Raw genomic sequence first — 14,224 nt, 5'->3', positions numbered from 1 at the left:
CAGTTTATTCAAATTAATTTTATTATTTAAGATTGGATTTCAAGCGGAGCTCGAAGCGGAATTTAGCGTCATCGCCATACCACATCGGGAAGTTCGTTCCCCACTTATTGTTGTGCAGGTTGAAATCCCATCCTGTATCCAAGGATACGAAGGAATTGTCGAATTGAAGCATTCTTTTGTGACCAGGAGCAACAAGAGCGGAATCAATCGGCGAAATAAGCGCCGAACCATCTGTACCCTCGTAGGAAACGCCGTTGTTCACGGCATGCAGGTTGCGGTTGCCGTCTCTTACGACCCGCAATGGCGAAATCGCAGAGCCAAGCTTATCCATCGTCCACAGGTTTGGATTATCCAGCTTCAGCGATGTACCGAACCAGCTCGCCTCAGGCAGACGGTTCGCGTCTTTATCGAACCATTGCAGCGTAACATCAATCTCGCCTGTGTTGCTGAACGCATACTCAAGCTCCAATTCTTTCGGCGCGCCATATAGCTCATAGGACTCTTCCGGCATGCGCAAACGCAATACATAGCGTTCAACGGACTCTCCGCCAGTCCATTTCAAGTCAGTCACTTGCGAGTGGTACTTCTTGTTGCTAGGAAGCGGCCGTACAAATTCAAAGCCCGGCTTGCTGAAGTCAGCGTCTGCCCATGGATGCGTCACCGGCAGATTTTGCATATAAGTCCGGAAATAACGGTTGTAGTCGTCTGTGCCGAAGTTTTCGTACACATAAGCGCCAAACGGATGCGCTTCGTCAACCCAAACTTTACCGTTGCCGTCGACAAGACGAATCAATGCCCCGTTTTCGCCGAAAGCGAGCTCATAGCCGCCGCTGCGATACGTTGTGCGAGTATTGCGGGACTCGAAGCCTGTTACATCCGTTTTGGCCGGTGTCAGACCATCAAGCGCGCGTTTCGCCTCTTCCTGCAAATCTTTATCCAGGTACGAAACAGCCTGATCAATATATTGACGCTGCTCCGCCCATGATTTCTCGATCATCGAATAAGAGCGGATGCTTTGCTCAGCAGCGAAGAGATCGCTGGAATGCTTATCGAATTCATCCATCGCAAATGCGCCGATATAAGCAAACTTAGCAGGCAGATCGTTGACGTCGATAATATCTTTTTCGCGGGCTGCATTGAAGTCCTTTTTGGAATAGTTCCGGAAGTCAGGCAGCCATTTCTTCACGTCCAAGCCCCAAGTATGCTCAGCAACCAGCAGCAGCGCTTTGCTCATCTCTTTGTAGGCTTTGTCGGATTCCTTGATCCGGCCTTCCGCCAGCCATTGCTTGCGCAAGCGAAGCAGCTCACGGTAACGAGCCAGCTTGAGCGGATCTGTACCTGCGCCGTGAATCCACGTATCGCCCAGCTCTTCGCGGACGACCGGCAGGCTGCCGCTCACTTCCAGCAGACGCTCTGCGAATGCATCCATCGTCGATGCGACCACTTCCGCTCCCGGATACCGCTTGCGGTATTGATCGAATTGCTCCCGAATTTCATCTGTGCTAGGAGGTCCGCAGTTGTCGCCTGTATGAGCGAAGACGAGTACATCGTTCAAGCCGTCCACTTCAACCGCTTCACCATAGGTTCCCGCATAGTTGATAATAATTTCTGAACCGTCATCCGCTTGCCAGCGGAACAACCGCGGCACGTCAGGACGTGTCGAAGCCGGATTGACGCCGAGGTGCATATAGCGCAAGCCCGCTTGCTGCATATACGGCACCATACCAAGCGTATGCCCTGGCACGTCGGTCATTTTCGCAGCAATCGTTTTTTTGCCGAAACGCTCGTCCAGCTCATGGCTCAGCGAAAGGCCAAATTGCAGAAGCTCAGGGTCCATCAGCTCCGAATGCGTCGTGAAAGGCAAGCCGTGCCAAGCGATGTGTCCTTTGTTGATCGCGTTCTCCATCCGTGCTCTGTCCTCGGGCGAGGATACTTCCAGATAGTGATGAATCAGCCATGATCCTGTCGTCCACACGAAGCGTTCGCTTGCGCCTTCCGCTTCCAGCTTCTCGGACAGCTCAATTGCTTTCGGAATATATTCTTCCATGTACTGCTTTGTTACGTGCTCAGCCAGATGCGTAAAGCCGATATCCAGATGTGTTTTGAAAATAACATGTACTTTTTTAGTCGTTGTCATGCTCTCTCGTCTACCTCCAACTATCCTGATGTCTTTGTCTAGCGACTTACAAACCGTATTAAACCGGTTTAATACAAGTGCGCAATCGCCAGTCGCCTGACGACATCAGGCTACCGGGATGCGCGAATCTTGTATGATTGTCCTGCCTTTGTTGCAAATCGTAATACACCGTCATCAGACAGTACCCCTTCAATCTCGGAGCCGTCCTGTGTAACGGTCAATGAAGCAGCGGATGCCAGCAGGCATTCCTCGCCAAGCAGCGATATAATTTCTGCTTCTTCCAGCTTGCCGTCCTGCCAGCGAATATGAACTTCAAATCCGCCCCGGGCGCGCAATCCCTCAATCTTGCCTGCTTGCCATGTGTCTGGAAGCGCCGGTAGCAGTTCCATGAAAGACTGATGCGATTGCAGCAGCATTTCGGAGATGCCGGCCGTAACAGCAAAATTGCCATCGATCTGGAACGGCGGATGCGCATCGAAAAGGTTAGGATACAAGCCGCCCTTTTCATAGTTTTCAGAGTCTTCCCGCACAATCCGCATTAAATTGGTCAACAGCTGCAGTGAACGGTTGCCATTGCGGAAACGGGCCCAAAAACCGATTTTCCACCCTAAGCTCCAGCCTGTGCCTTCGTCTCCCCGTCTTTCCAAAGAGCGTCTTGCGGCAGCGAAATGCTCGGGCGTGCTTTCTTCCGTAATTTGTCTTCCCGGATATACGCCAAATAAATGGGAAACGTGACGATGATGAACGTCCTGATCCTCGAAATCCTCGGACCATTCCTGAAGCTGGCCATGACTGCCGATTTGCAGCGGGTAAAGCCGGTCTTTCAATTGTTGCAGCTCCGCAGCAAACGCAGCGTCTTCGCCTAGCCATTCCGCAGCCTCAATGCAATTCGTGAACAGATCCCAAATCAGGGACATATCCATCGTAGAAGCTTTGCTGATTCCGGCGAGGTTGTCGCCGTAACGAAGCTTGTGCTCCGGCGAAGTGGACGGATTCGTCACGAGTCGGCCTTGGCCGTCATCCTCAAGGAAATCGATGCAGAACAAAGCAGCTTCCTTCATCGTAGGATAAGCTTGTTTCCGTAAATAATCAAGATCTCTTCCAAAAGAGAAGTGCTCCCATAGATGCTGAGCGAGCCAAATTCCGCCCATTGGCCATAAAACCCATACGGCATCGCCTTCGCCCCAGCCGCCTGCAGGCGCGGTATGTCCCCAAATATCCGTGTTGTGATGCACGACCCAACCGCGGGCTCCGTAATGCATCTCGGCTGTTCGTTTGCCTGTTACGGCAAGCTGACCGATAAAGTCGAGCAGCGGCTCATGGCATTCAGCCAAATTCGCCGTTTCCGCCGGCCAATAATTCATTTGTGCATTAATGTTTAACGTCCAGTTGCTGCTCCATGGCGCCCGGGTTGCCGCATTCCAAATCCCTTGCAGGTTAGCCGGGAGCGTTCCGGGACGCGAGCTTGCAATCAGCAAATAACGGCCATATTGGAATAATAACGTGATAAGCGACAGATCGCTAGCACCATACTGTGTAAGCCGCTCATCGGTTGGCAGTGTATCGGCTGCTTCCGACTCGCCAAGCTGGAGCTTGACCCGGTCAAACAATGCTTTGTAATCCGCAATATGCGCAGCCCGCAATTGATCATAGCTTTTGGCAAGCGCACCCTCCAGATGAGCAAGTGCAGATGCAGACGCATCCTTGCCTTGGCTGAATGGCAGCTTGTCTTGCCCGTTGAAGCTTGTCGCTGCACTGAAATATAACGTAACGCGGTCAGCTCCCGTTACATGAATGCCTCCTGCATCGGTACGAACTGCTCCGCCTTCTGTCTCGGCATGAATATACCCGGCAAAGCGCATCGCCTCTGAAGTTTGCTCATCGCCATAGACGATCGGCTGATTCACCTCGTAATAGTTCGGCGACACATGCTCAGGCGCCATACCGCGAAGCAAGAAGCGCTCCCCTTCCGCCGACAACTGGTGACGCAGCGTGCTGTCCAGCCTCGCATGCACTTCCAGCATGCCTGGAACGCTGGTCTCAAGGCGAATGACCATCGTTTGATCCGGATGTGAAATGAACGTCTCCCTCGTATATTGCACTTCGCCAATGCGATACTCCACTCTCGATATCGCTGTCTCCAAATCCAACGAACGGGAGTAATCCTTAGCCAAATCTCCATGACCAAAGTTCAGGATCAGCTCACCGAACGGGAGATAAGATTGTGTAAACGAACCGAACATCGCCTTACTTGCTTCGTCCGCCTCGACATATTTGCCTTCTCTAACCAGACTTCTTACAAGCGGCAACGCTTCCAGCGCGTTTACATTATTCGTTTCCCGAGGCATTCCCGACCATAGCGTATCTTCATTCAGGCCAAAACGGTCACGTTCGACGCCCCCGAATTGCATGGCACCTATGCGGCCGTTGCCCAGCGGAAGCGCTTCCGTCCAAATGCCAGCGGGTTTGTTAAATTGCAGTTTCATAGACGACACCTCTGTTTAATAAAATTTTGTAAAAGATGGCTTTATTGCGGAACTACTTGCCCGAAGTAACGATATTTCTCTCCAATTCGATATCGCTGCAAGCCGTTAAACGGATCGCATCCTCTAAAGCGGGTGCTTCGCCTTTGAATGTAATCTCGTTGTTGTTGAATGTAAGCGAGCGCGTGCTTTTCGCATGCATGATCAGCGAATTGCCCATCTCAAAACTGTTATCGACAATTCGAATGCCAAAGTGAACGGGATTATCAGAATCGGCCTCTTCATTTTCCGGCAATATCGAGATGACAGGAAGTTCTTCGTTGCCGCACTCTACAAACCGGTTGCCCTGTATGGTCAGATCCTTCACTGCACCAGATTCGTACCAGGACGATCCATCGGCCGATACAAGTATGCCGCTCATCTGCATCCGTTCAAAGAGATTCCGTTCTACAACGGTATGCCGCGGAGATGAGACCAGCACGCCTCTTGTCGGAATCCGGGCGAAATGGTTGTCCGCCACTTCAATTTCCGGCGTCCAGGTGATGTTCTCGATAACGTCGTCCAGCACAGCTTCTGCGGGAACCGGCTCGTCCAGTGTCAGCAGCATTTCTCTAGCATTCACGAGCTTCGCTTCCTTCACCCGATTGGCTCCATAGGTAATTAACGAATGCGGCTTAACGAACTGAATCTCATCCCCGGAATGGAAGGCCTTGAAGCCGAAGGTTTGCGGGTGAATGAATCGAACGAGCACCTCATGTGAGGATGGAGTCCCGACAAGCTTCAAGTATGTGCCGTGGACGTTGATCGCATCGTCATGCGCCCCTGAGAAATAGCTTTTCGTAACAGAAACGTTCCCCTTACAGCCCGACAAGTGGACAAAATCGGCGAAAGCTGCAACCGTACGTCCCGTTTCTTTACGTGGTGATAAATTTATTTCATGTAAAGTTATATTTTCGCTAAATTGGCCTACAATTCCAAGTCCATGCATGAAATGTACCGCTACACGCTCCAGGCGAATATCACGGCTCTGATGAATAAAAGCACCCACTTGGTCCCGAATGCCGTCTCTTGCTTGCAGGACGATTCCTACTGCCAAATCCGGCACTTGCGCATAATGAAGTCTGATCTTTCCTGGCTGCAGCTCTTCAGCCTTTAAAGCCAGTTCGATCACATTATCGATACGCCAAGTTATATTGCGGACCGTGTCGCATGCTTGCACCGGGCCGTCATGAAAGCTCCAGCCTTCGCCAACCCAGAACAGCTTCTCCTCGCGAATTTCATAACGGGAGTCGGCGTGGACTTCGAAATCCATGTAGGCGCTTCCTTTTTCCACAATCGTCATTTCCGTTACGGTTGGCCAAGCAAAATCCATTCGCACATTGCGGATCTCCAACCGCTCACATTCATCAATTGCAAATAGAGTCATTTTGTCGTGGAAAATAAATAGCGCATCGCCGCCTTCAAGCGTAAAATCGGTCAATCCTTTCATAAAAATCGCGATCGTTTTGACCGGATTCGGATTTTCCGTCTCGCTTGCCGTATTCGTAATGGCATACATCTCTCGTGTCGCCGCTTCGGCATAAAAATCATACCTGCCCGGTTCCACAACAAGCTTAGCAGGACCTCCTGCTTCACTAACGGCTTTAAGCGCCTTTTGCATAGCTGGCGTCGAGTCTGCTCCCGTATCGGGAACCCCTCCGAATGTGCTGAATAATAATGTTGCAATGTCTGCTGCCATTAGATAATTCCACCTCTCCCACGATACACGGAAAGCTCCGCCCAATTGCAGGCGGAGCATCCGATATACGATTGTTACCTATTTCTTACTTATTGAATTTTGCCATCTCAGCTGTTACTTCGTCAATTGCTTTCTGAAGGCCCTTGCTGTTATACACCTTTAACACATCTTGCCACATTTTCACCGGATCCTCGTTGCCGAGAATAACACGCGTGAAGTCGTCATCGAAATTAATCGTCGACAGCTTGTCTTTCGCCGGTGTGCTCATCGTTGCAATTTCGAATGCAGTTGGAATTGCCTCGGTATTGTCCTTCATCCACTTCAGTTCGTTTTGAACGAATTCAACCGACTCGCTGCCAAATGCTGCTCTGTTTGCTTCGTTGTCTTCCAGAATTGCAGCGTTTCTCCAAGCAGCTAGCTGGGAAACGATATCCATCGACGGATATAACTTTTTCAGATCGACGAATTGGTCGCCTTCTTTTTGACGAGTAATCGTCACTTTGCCTGCGCTGTCTTTCGTGTAGTCTTTGCCTTCGATACCATAGTCGAACAGCTCTTTGCCCTCTGGGGACAACAGGTAATCGTAGATGCGCAAAATGCGGTCCAGCTTTTTGTCGTCAACGTCGGCGTTAATCATGCTCTCCGACCACCAAGCGCTGTTTACGTTGCGGTATTTCACGCCGTTTGCGTCTGCCCAAGGGTGCAAAATTTTAACATGATCGAAAAACTTCTCGCCCGGGTTGTTTTTCTCCCACTCGGCTTTAACGCCAGTTGAACCAAATACGCTGTTCGTTGTGAAGGCTAATGCGCCCGCTTTGTTTTGGTAGAACTTTTGATTGCTTTCGCCGGCTTTCGCTACTGCAAAGTCAGGATCCAATCCTTTTTCTTTGTAGAGTGCACGAGCTTGGCGCAGCACCTCGTCCATTTTCGACGAAGCATAGAACGGAATCCATTTGCCGTCTTCCTTCACCCAGCCTTTGTTGCCGAACTCAGGGAACGTTGCTGCGAATACGTTTTTGAAATAACCAAACGTATTCATAACAATACCCGTTGTGTCGTTCTTCTTGTTGCCGTCCGGATCTTGCTCAACAAACGCTTTCAGCATCGCTTTGAATTCATCGAAGTTTTGCGGATCGGAGATGCCCAGCTTCTGCATCCAGTCTTTGCGAACGAATACAGCGCCGTCAACGGCCCATACTGCCCACATATCGTCAGTCGGGAACGTCATCCGCGGAATGGCATACAATTTGCCGTCACGTTTGATTCCGTCTACGCCTTCTACATCAAACACTTTTTTCAGGTTCGGGTAGCTGCTCATATCTTCAGGAAGCGCATGGATCAGCTGTTGATTCACCCACTCATTGTATACGGCAGGCGTGTCGCTTGTAATGCTGTGCGTAATAATGTCAGGCAATTGTCCGGCAGCTGCCCAGACCTGGGATTTCTCTTTATAATTGTCCCAGCCGATATCAACCGGTTTCAGCGTGACGTTGAAATCTTTCTCGATTTTTTGAACCACTTCGTCATGCGGCTCGAAGCCGACGCCGATTCCCCACCAGGAAAGCGAGATGTCCATATGCTCCGCATACGGGTTGCTTGGATCTACTGCTTTGCCAGGATCATTCGATGAGCCGCCATTCGACTTGTTGCTTCCGCAACCGGAAAGCAACGTAGCAATGAGAACCGCGGACAGACCGATTGATGCGAAAAGCTTCATTCTCTTCATTTCTCATGTCCCCTTATGTTGTTATTCTATAATAAAAGCGGCTTTGCTTCTATTATCCTTTGATGGAGCCGATCATAACGCCTTTAGCAAAATATTTTTGCATGAAAGGGTACAAGCAGACGATCGGCAATACGCTCACGACCAGCACGGCCATTTTGAGCATTTCGGGATGGAGTCCGGTATTTTGAACGATAATGTTAGTCGAAATACTGGATAATACCTGCTGGTAATTGGTTAACAATTCCCTTAACAGCGCTTGCAATGGAAGCAAGTTAATATCGGTCATGAAGAGCACCCCATGCCACCATTCATTCCACCGGTCAACCGCGTAGAACAACGTAATCGTTGCAACCATAGGCATTGAGATTGGCAAAATGATTTTATAAAGAACCTGAATGTCGTTAGCGCCGTCAATTTTGGCCGATTCCTCGAGCCCGGCTGGCAGCGTACGGAAAAAGGAGATACAAATAATCATGTAGAACGTATTGATCGCAACGGGAAGCACCATGACGAACAGATTGTTAATCAAGCCAAGGTTTTTCATCGTCAGATAGAACGGAATCAGTCCGCCATTGAAGAACATGGTGAAAATGATGCCTGACATGACGATCTTGCGTCCCGGAAAGCCGTTCTTAGACAATACGTAAGCACCGGTAAGCGTCGCAAACAGGTTGATGCTCGTGCCTACTACTGTGACAAACAAGGTGACGAGGAATGCTTTCAAAAACCGCGGCTCGTTGAAAATGTAGCTGTAAGCCGAGATGTCGAAGGTGGTTGGAATCAAGTACACGACTTGCTTGGAAATAGCCACCGAGTTACTGAACGACATCAGCAGTACGTTGTAGAATGGAAAAATTGTACATACTGTAAGGAAAATAAGAATCAAATGAATAATCAGATCTGCGACATTGAATTTTTTCTTTTGTTTCTTGACGGAGGGAGACAGCGGTTCCATCTTCGTTGTTTGTTTGATCGTATCCATTAAACCAGCCCATCCTCCCCTAATTTTTTGACGATGTAGTTCGCGGAGTACAGCAAAGCGAAGTTCAGAATCGCTTTAAACAGGCCGACTGCCGTCGATACGCCAAAGCTGCTTCCTTCCGCAAAGGTCGACCGGTACACATACGTATCGATAATATCGCCCGTACTGTATACAGCCGCATTATACAGGTTGAAAATTTGCTCAAAGCCGCCGTTCATCGTGCTGCCGACTGCCAGGATAAGCAAAATTCCCGCCGTGCCGCGAATGGATGGCCATGTAATGGCACGAAGCTGCTGGAACCGGCTGGCGCCATCGACGCGAGCTGCCTCGTAAAGCTCCGGATTAATGCCGGCAATCGCAGCCAGATAAATAATGGCGCTCCAGCCGACCTCTTTCCATATATTCGAAAGGAAAATAATCGGTCTGAACAAGTCGGGATTCGTTAGGAATGTCATCTTCTCATAGCCGAGAAAGGCGAAAATTTGATTAAGCACGCCATCATTGCTAAGAAAATTGAACATGATTCCGCTTACAATTACCCATGAAATAAAATGCGGAAATGTATAGACCGTTTGATATAGTCTTTTCAGCTTCTGTCTTGCGACCTCGTTGATCAATAGTGCAAGAATGATTGCCGCCGGGAACTCCAACGCGATGCGTCCTACGCTGATAATAATCGTGTTCCAAAAGGCTCTCCAGAAATCACTTTGTCCAACAACCTCTTGAAAGTTTTTCAGACCGTTCCATGGGCTGTTCAGTATGCCTTCGCGAATGTGATACTCCTTAAAGGCCAGCAGAACGCCGTACATCGGCAAGTACTGAAAAATCACGAAGTAAAACAGCGTCGGAAGGAGTAGAATGTATAAATACTTATTTTTGTAAATTTCCTTCCCTAGCGTAGTTCTCATAATGTCCCTCCTGTAAGCGTTAACTTCTTTTGATAGGCTTTATTATGCGCTTACATGAACCGATGAGGTATACACGGAATTTATTGAAATCTATAGAAAATGAAATCGCTAACATAAAAAAAGAAAACCCCCAATGGAGGTTTTCTAAAATGAATCCATAAACATCTAAAATTAATGCATGGCGTCAATTACGAGGATGCGTTTCGCGATATTGGGTTGGCGTTTGACCCGTCAATTTCTTGAAAATGCGCGTAAAATAGAAATAATCGCGGTACCCGATTTTCTCCGCAATGTCTTGAATCGAACTGTCTCCGCGCTCCAGAAGCTCGCAAGCTTGCGCAACACGCAGCTTGGCTACATAAGCAGTGAACGTCTCGCCGACCTCTTTTTTGAACAGCTGGCTAATATAGCTCGGATTCATGAAAAACTGATTGGCCAAATCCTGCAAGGATAGATCTCTTCTGTAGTTTTCCGTGACGAATTGCAGAATCGGGTTAAACGTCTGATTTTTCGACTCTGGCGCATGCGCAGACTTCTGCTGTACGTACTGATCCGCTAGCGATTTCAGTTCTGTCATCATTTCGCTAACATTCTTGAATAATCGTACAAGCTGTTCGTAGCTGTATAGTATCGTCTCTTTCCTTCCCAGATCAAACAAGAATGAAATGGTCAGATTATAGACTTGGAAGGCATGACGGATCGTCAGAGCTCCCTCTTCGAACAAAGCTTCGATCCGGTCCAGATTGTACTGAACAATCTCACTGTCCTTGTTGCCGATCGCCGCATGAATTTCCGCCATCCAGCTCTTCAGCTCCGTGTCCTTCGTATGCGGCAGCGAATATACACCCGGTTTGCCCGCTATAAAGCATTGGTACGCTGCAATATCCGCCTCTTCGATGGCACCCTTAATTTCCTTCCAGTCCGTCAGCCGGTTCCCCAGCCCGATGCCCATTATATCCTCCGGCCATAACTCCTTCCCTTTGCCAAGCATCGCCTTCGATTGCTCTTCGCTCATCAGGTAGGCGGTTTTAGCGGTTCCAGTAATCAGCTTGATCACTCGGCCCGGAGGCAGCGGCAGCTCAGACCGTCCAATCGCCACCACCGGAACGATCCCTTGTTCAATCCATTGCAAAATGCCTTGCTCGCCCAGCATGCCGAGCAGCTTCTCCTCATTGCGTCCGCCCGATTCGTCGAGCAGCAGCTGCATCATGTCCTCCCTAACCGGACGGGCATTATCTAACGATTCCTTCAGCTTAGCCAGCACGCCCCCAATTTCGATCTCATCAAAAGGCTTCAGGCAATAGGCAGCCGCGCCGTAAGATAAGGCTTTCTGGGCGTAGGCAAACTCTGCGTAACCGCTCACAACGACGAAACGAATCGTTTTGCCCATCGTCTTCCCTCGCCGGATCAGTTCTAATCCATTCATCTCCGGCATCCGAATATCGGTGAACACGACATCGGGATTCATGGCTTCTATCGCAGTCAGCGCTTCGCCGCCATTAGCCGCTTGACCGGCGACCTCAAAGCCATACTGCTCCCAGTTGACCAAATCCTTTAAGCTCTCAACAACCCAGCTCTCATCATCCACGATCAATACTTTGTACATTTATGTTATCCCTCCGTTGTCCGATCCTCAACCGGATATGCGTACCTTCGCCGTTAGTGCTATCGATGCGCATGCCGTACTCTTCACCAAACATGAGACGTATGCGATTATTGACATTCACAAGACCAATGCTTTGCCAGCCCTTAGGATCATCGAAGCTGGAACGCGGCTGGCTGAGCATCATTCTGATTTCTTCCAATCGTTCCGCTTCGATGCCAACGCCGTCATCCTTGATGTCTATAATCAAGGTGCCACTATCCTCCACAAAGCCTTCAATTTCCAAACGGCAAGGCTTGAGCGTCGTTTCGATCCCATGATAAACAGCGTTTTCCACAAGCGGCTGCAGTATCATTTTCGGAACGCTATGCCGCAGTGCCTCATCCGTGAAGCTGTAATGGACCGTGAACCGGTCGGCGAACCGGATTTGCTGAATCTGAACATACGATTTAATCATTTGAATTTCCTGTCCCAGCTCAACCTCATCCGTACCTTTTATGCTGTAGCGGAAAATACTGGACAATGACCGCGTCATTTTTTTAATTTTGTCCTGCTTTTCCACTGCCGCGATGCCGGTAATGACCTCCAGCGTGTTGTACAGGAAATGAGGATTGATCTGGCTCCGCAAGAAGGCCAGCTCTGACTTTTGTCTCTCCAGCTCCGTTCCGTAGAGCCGAGTGTTCGTCTCCAGCAGCTTATGGGACAAGCGTTCAATCTCATCCAGCATACTGTTGAACTCATCCGCCATCGTGCTAATTTCCATATAGCCTTTCAGCGAAATACGCTTGCTGAATTTCAAATTGTCCTCGCGGCTTACTGAGGTCATGAAGAAGATCATCTTTTTGAGCGGCCGCAGAATGTTGTTCATAATCATTGTGAACGGAATGGCGAGAATCAATAAACCAACGGCGAGAATGATCAGCTCCTGCCGCCGCAGTACGAGCAAGTCCCGGAGCAGCTCGTCCTTCGGCGCGACACTGACGATTCTCGCATCCATGTCGGGCAGGAGAATCGTCTGGGATACATACTGTTTCCCCTGCCACAATACGTTCTGATTGCCGCCCTCTGCGCTTTGCGTCTCCAGTTCCGGCCCTTGTTCGCCCGTCATGGACGACGTATTGCTCGTTATGATCTTATTAGAGCGGTCAAGCAAATAGATTTGCGTATTGGTCTGCTTGGAGTCGTACTCCTTCTCTCCCACCAGCGCCTTGGGATCGACAATGAAAAACAGCGTTCCTAATTTCTGATTAAAAGATTCCCCTTGCTGCACATAAGAGATGGTCGTTGCAAATACCAGTCCTGTCGCAGAGCCGTACAGCGTTCCGAATTGCTGCATGCCAGCGTAGTAAGCGTTTACCTTTCCAGGCAGCAGTTTTTTCAGATCGGCGGCATAAGGACTTCCCCCGTTAATATCAACCGAGAAGCCATTGTCTCCGGAGATGACGATATCGAGAATGCCGTCCTTCAGCTCCCGCTGGTTCGAAATGAGCACATTCAGCTTTTTGAACATCTCAAACCGGGTAATCGCATTTTGTTCGATCAGATAGCTTTGAACATCCGCATTATAAGAAATCGTTTGCATAAGACGAAACAACACGTCTTTGTTCGACGTTACGTTCTTCTTAATCTCCGTGACGGTCTGTTGGACGTATTCCTCATGGTTGCGAGTGACCATCGCAGACATCGTGGAGTAAGTATGATACACGATAATCAAGATAACCAGTACGGTCGAGACCGCTAAAATCAGCAGCTGCGAACGAATGGACAATCTTCTAAGAAACGCCATAGCAATCCATCCTCAAGGAAGTAGTGTAAACATATCGCTTATTATCAAGCGGAAACAGAAGCAAGTCAAGGAGCGGATTGTACGTTTTTACCTAATTATGGGATTTGTCTTGTTTGAAAAATAATCCTCGCTCTGCAAGCTAGTACCCGCTGTACGCATAGCAAGACGGCCTTGCCCTGAGGGCAAAACCGTCTTTTTTTGGCGTGATATTGGGCTCTTTGTGCCTCGATTAGATGCAGCAGTTCAAGCCAACGCCGCATGTTAGAGCCAGAAAGTCGGATAGCTTCGCTGACGGATCGCATTATTCACGAGCAGGGCTACAAGCACGATGACCACCGATCCTGCAAGCACAGGGGTGAAGAGAAAAGACCATCCGCTCCCCGCTAAAATAACGACGATAGGATCAGCTCCAGCTGGCGGATGCGTCGTTTTGGTCAGCATCATGAACAAAATCGCAAGCGCAACACCGACAGCAAGAACTATTAATCCTTGTCCGAATAAATGAAATAAAAGGAGTCCTGTCATCGTCGATATGAAATGCCCGCCAATAATGTTTCGAGGCTGCGATAACGGCGACTCCCATACACCAAACGCTAATACACAGCTTGCCCCAAACGGCGCCATAATCCAAGGCTGGCCGGTCAGTCCAGTAAGCCAAGCCAGTATCGCGATCGCAATAAACCCTCCTGCCGCGCTAATTATTGCTGTTTTTGCTGATACCTTAAGAGGGCTTCTGCCCGCCCCCTTCATTTTGCTCCAGTAAGTCTGACTGCTCATGGTGTTAACTCCTTCTTTGAAGTTTGCTTTAGTGCACATGCTAAAAAGAGCAACAAAATGTAAAAGTACATGTTGATTGCCCCG

General features: G+C 49.2%; 9 protein-coding genes. All 9 read right to left on the bottom strand.

Going from position 1 to position 14,224, the window contains the following annotated elements:
* Positions 1-22 precede the first annotated feature (22 nt).
* Positions 23-2,137: a DUF5054 domain-containing protein gene (locus tag IEX98_RS05100; RefSeq protein WP_188887804.1), complete on the bottom strand. Its 2,115-nt coding sequence runs from the start codon at positions 2,135-2,137 to the stop codon at positions 23-25.
* A 110-nt stretch (positions 2,138-2,247) separates the two neighbouring features.
* Complete coding sequence (locus IEX98_RS05095) at positions 2,248-4,623, bottom strand: glycoside hydrolase family 95 protein (protein WP_188887803.1); 2,376 nt, start codon at positions 4,621-4,623, stop codon at positions 2,248-2,250.
* Positions 4,624-4,675: 52 nt separating this feature from the next.
* Positions 4,676-6,358: an alpha-1,3-galactosidase-related protein gene (locus IEX98_RS05090; RefSeq protein ID WP_188887802.1), complete on the bottom strand. Its 1,683-nt coding sequence runs from the start codon at positions 6,356-6,358 to the stop codon at positions 4,676-4,678.
* Between the two features lie 85 nt (positions 6,359-6,443).
* The gene (locus IEX98_RS05085) at positions 6,444-8,084 is read right to left on the bottom strand and encodes an extracellular solute-binding protein (RefSeq protein ID WP_188887801.1); all 1,641 of its coding nucleotides are present in this window, start codon (positions 8,082-8,084) and stop codon (positions 6,444-6,446) included.
* 52 nt (positions 8,085-8,136) lie between these two features.
* Positions 8,137-9,066, bottom strand: a complete 930-nt coding sequence (locus tag IEX98_RS05080; protein ID WP_229691966.1) for a carbohydrate ABC transporter permease — start codon at positions 9,064-9,066, stop codon at positions 8,137-8,139.
* Positions 9,066-9,974, bottom strand: a complete 909-nt coding sequence (locus tag IEX98_RS05075) for an ABC transporter permease (RefSeq protein ID WP_188887800.1) — start codon at positions 9,972-9,974, stop codon at positions 9,066-9,068. The genes IEX98_RS05080 and IEX98_RS05075 overlap by 1 nt, the downstream gene beginning before the upstream one ends.
* Before the next feature lie 184 nt (positions 9,975-10,158).
* Positions 10,159-11,580, bottom strand: coding sequence for a response regulator transcription factor (locus IEX98_RS05070; protein WP_188887799.1), 1,422 nt, complete (start codon positions 11,578-11,580; stop codon positions 10,159-10,161).
* Positions 11,555-13,363 (bottom strand): sensor histidine kinase, encoded by a 1,809-nt coding sequence (locus IEX98_RS05065; RefSeq protein ID WP_188887798.1) that lies wholly within the window; start codon positions 13,361-13,363, stop codon positions 11,555-11,557. Before IEX98_RS05065 ends, IEX98_RS05070 begins: the two co-directional genes overlap by 26 nt.
* 261 nt (positions 13,364-13,624) lie before the next feature.
* Positions 13,625-14,140, bottom strand: coding sequence for an HPP family protein (locus IEX98_RS05060; protein WP_188887797.1), 516 nt, complete (start codon positions 14,138-14,140; stop codon positions 13,625-13,627).
* Between the last annotated feature and the right edge of the window lie 84 nt (positions 14,141-14,224).

It is taken from the genome of Paenibacillus radicis (ex Gao et al. 2016) (genome assembly GCF_014641555.1).
In the GTDB taxonomy this organism is placed as follows: Bacteria; Bacillota; Bacilli; order Paenibacillales; family Paenibacillaceae; genus Pristimantibacillus; species Pristimantibacillus radicis.
The sequence above is the reverse complement of the archived record's forward strand: the minus strand, read 5'-3'. Positions and strand labels throughout refer to the sequence as shown.

Coding starts and splice junctions, on each gene's coding strand:
- IEX98_RS05100 (WP_188887804.1), bottom strand. CDS start 2,137: ATGACAACGACTAAAAAAGTACATGTTATTTTCAAAACACATCTGGAT.
- IEX98_RS05095 (WP_188887803.1), bottom strand. CDS start 4,623: ATGAAACTGCAATTTAACAAACCCGCTGGCATTTGGACGGAAGCGCTT.
- IEX98_RS05090 (WP_188887802.1), bottom strand. CDS start 6,358: ATGGCAGCAGACATTGCAACATTATTATTCAGCACATTCGGAGGGGTT.
- IEX98_RS05085 (WP_188887801.1), bottom strand. CDS start 8,084: ATGAAGAGAATGAAGCTTTTCGCATCAATCGGTCTGTCCGCGGTTCTC.
- IEX98_RS05080 (WP_229691966.1), bottom strand. CDS start 9,066: ATGGATACGATCAAACAAACAACGAAGATGGAACCGCTGTCTCCCTCC.
- IEX98_RS05075 (WP_188887800.1), bottom strand. CDS start 9,974: ATGAGAACTACGCTAGGGAAGGAAATTTACAAAAATAAGTATTTATAC.
- IEX98_RS05070 (WP_188887799.1), bottom strand. CDS start 11,580: ATGTACAAAGTATTGATCGTGGATGATGAGAGCTGGGTTGTTGAGAGC.
- IEX98_RS05065 (WP_188887798.1), bottom strand. CDS start 13,363: ATGGCGTTTCTTAGAAGATTGTCCATTCGTTCGCAGCTGCTGATTTTA.
- IEX98_RS05060 (WP_188887797.1), bottom strand. CDS start 14,140: ATGAGCAGTCAGACTTACTGGAGCAAAATGAAGGGGGCGGGCAGAAGC.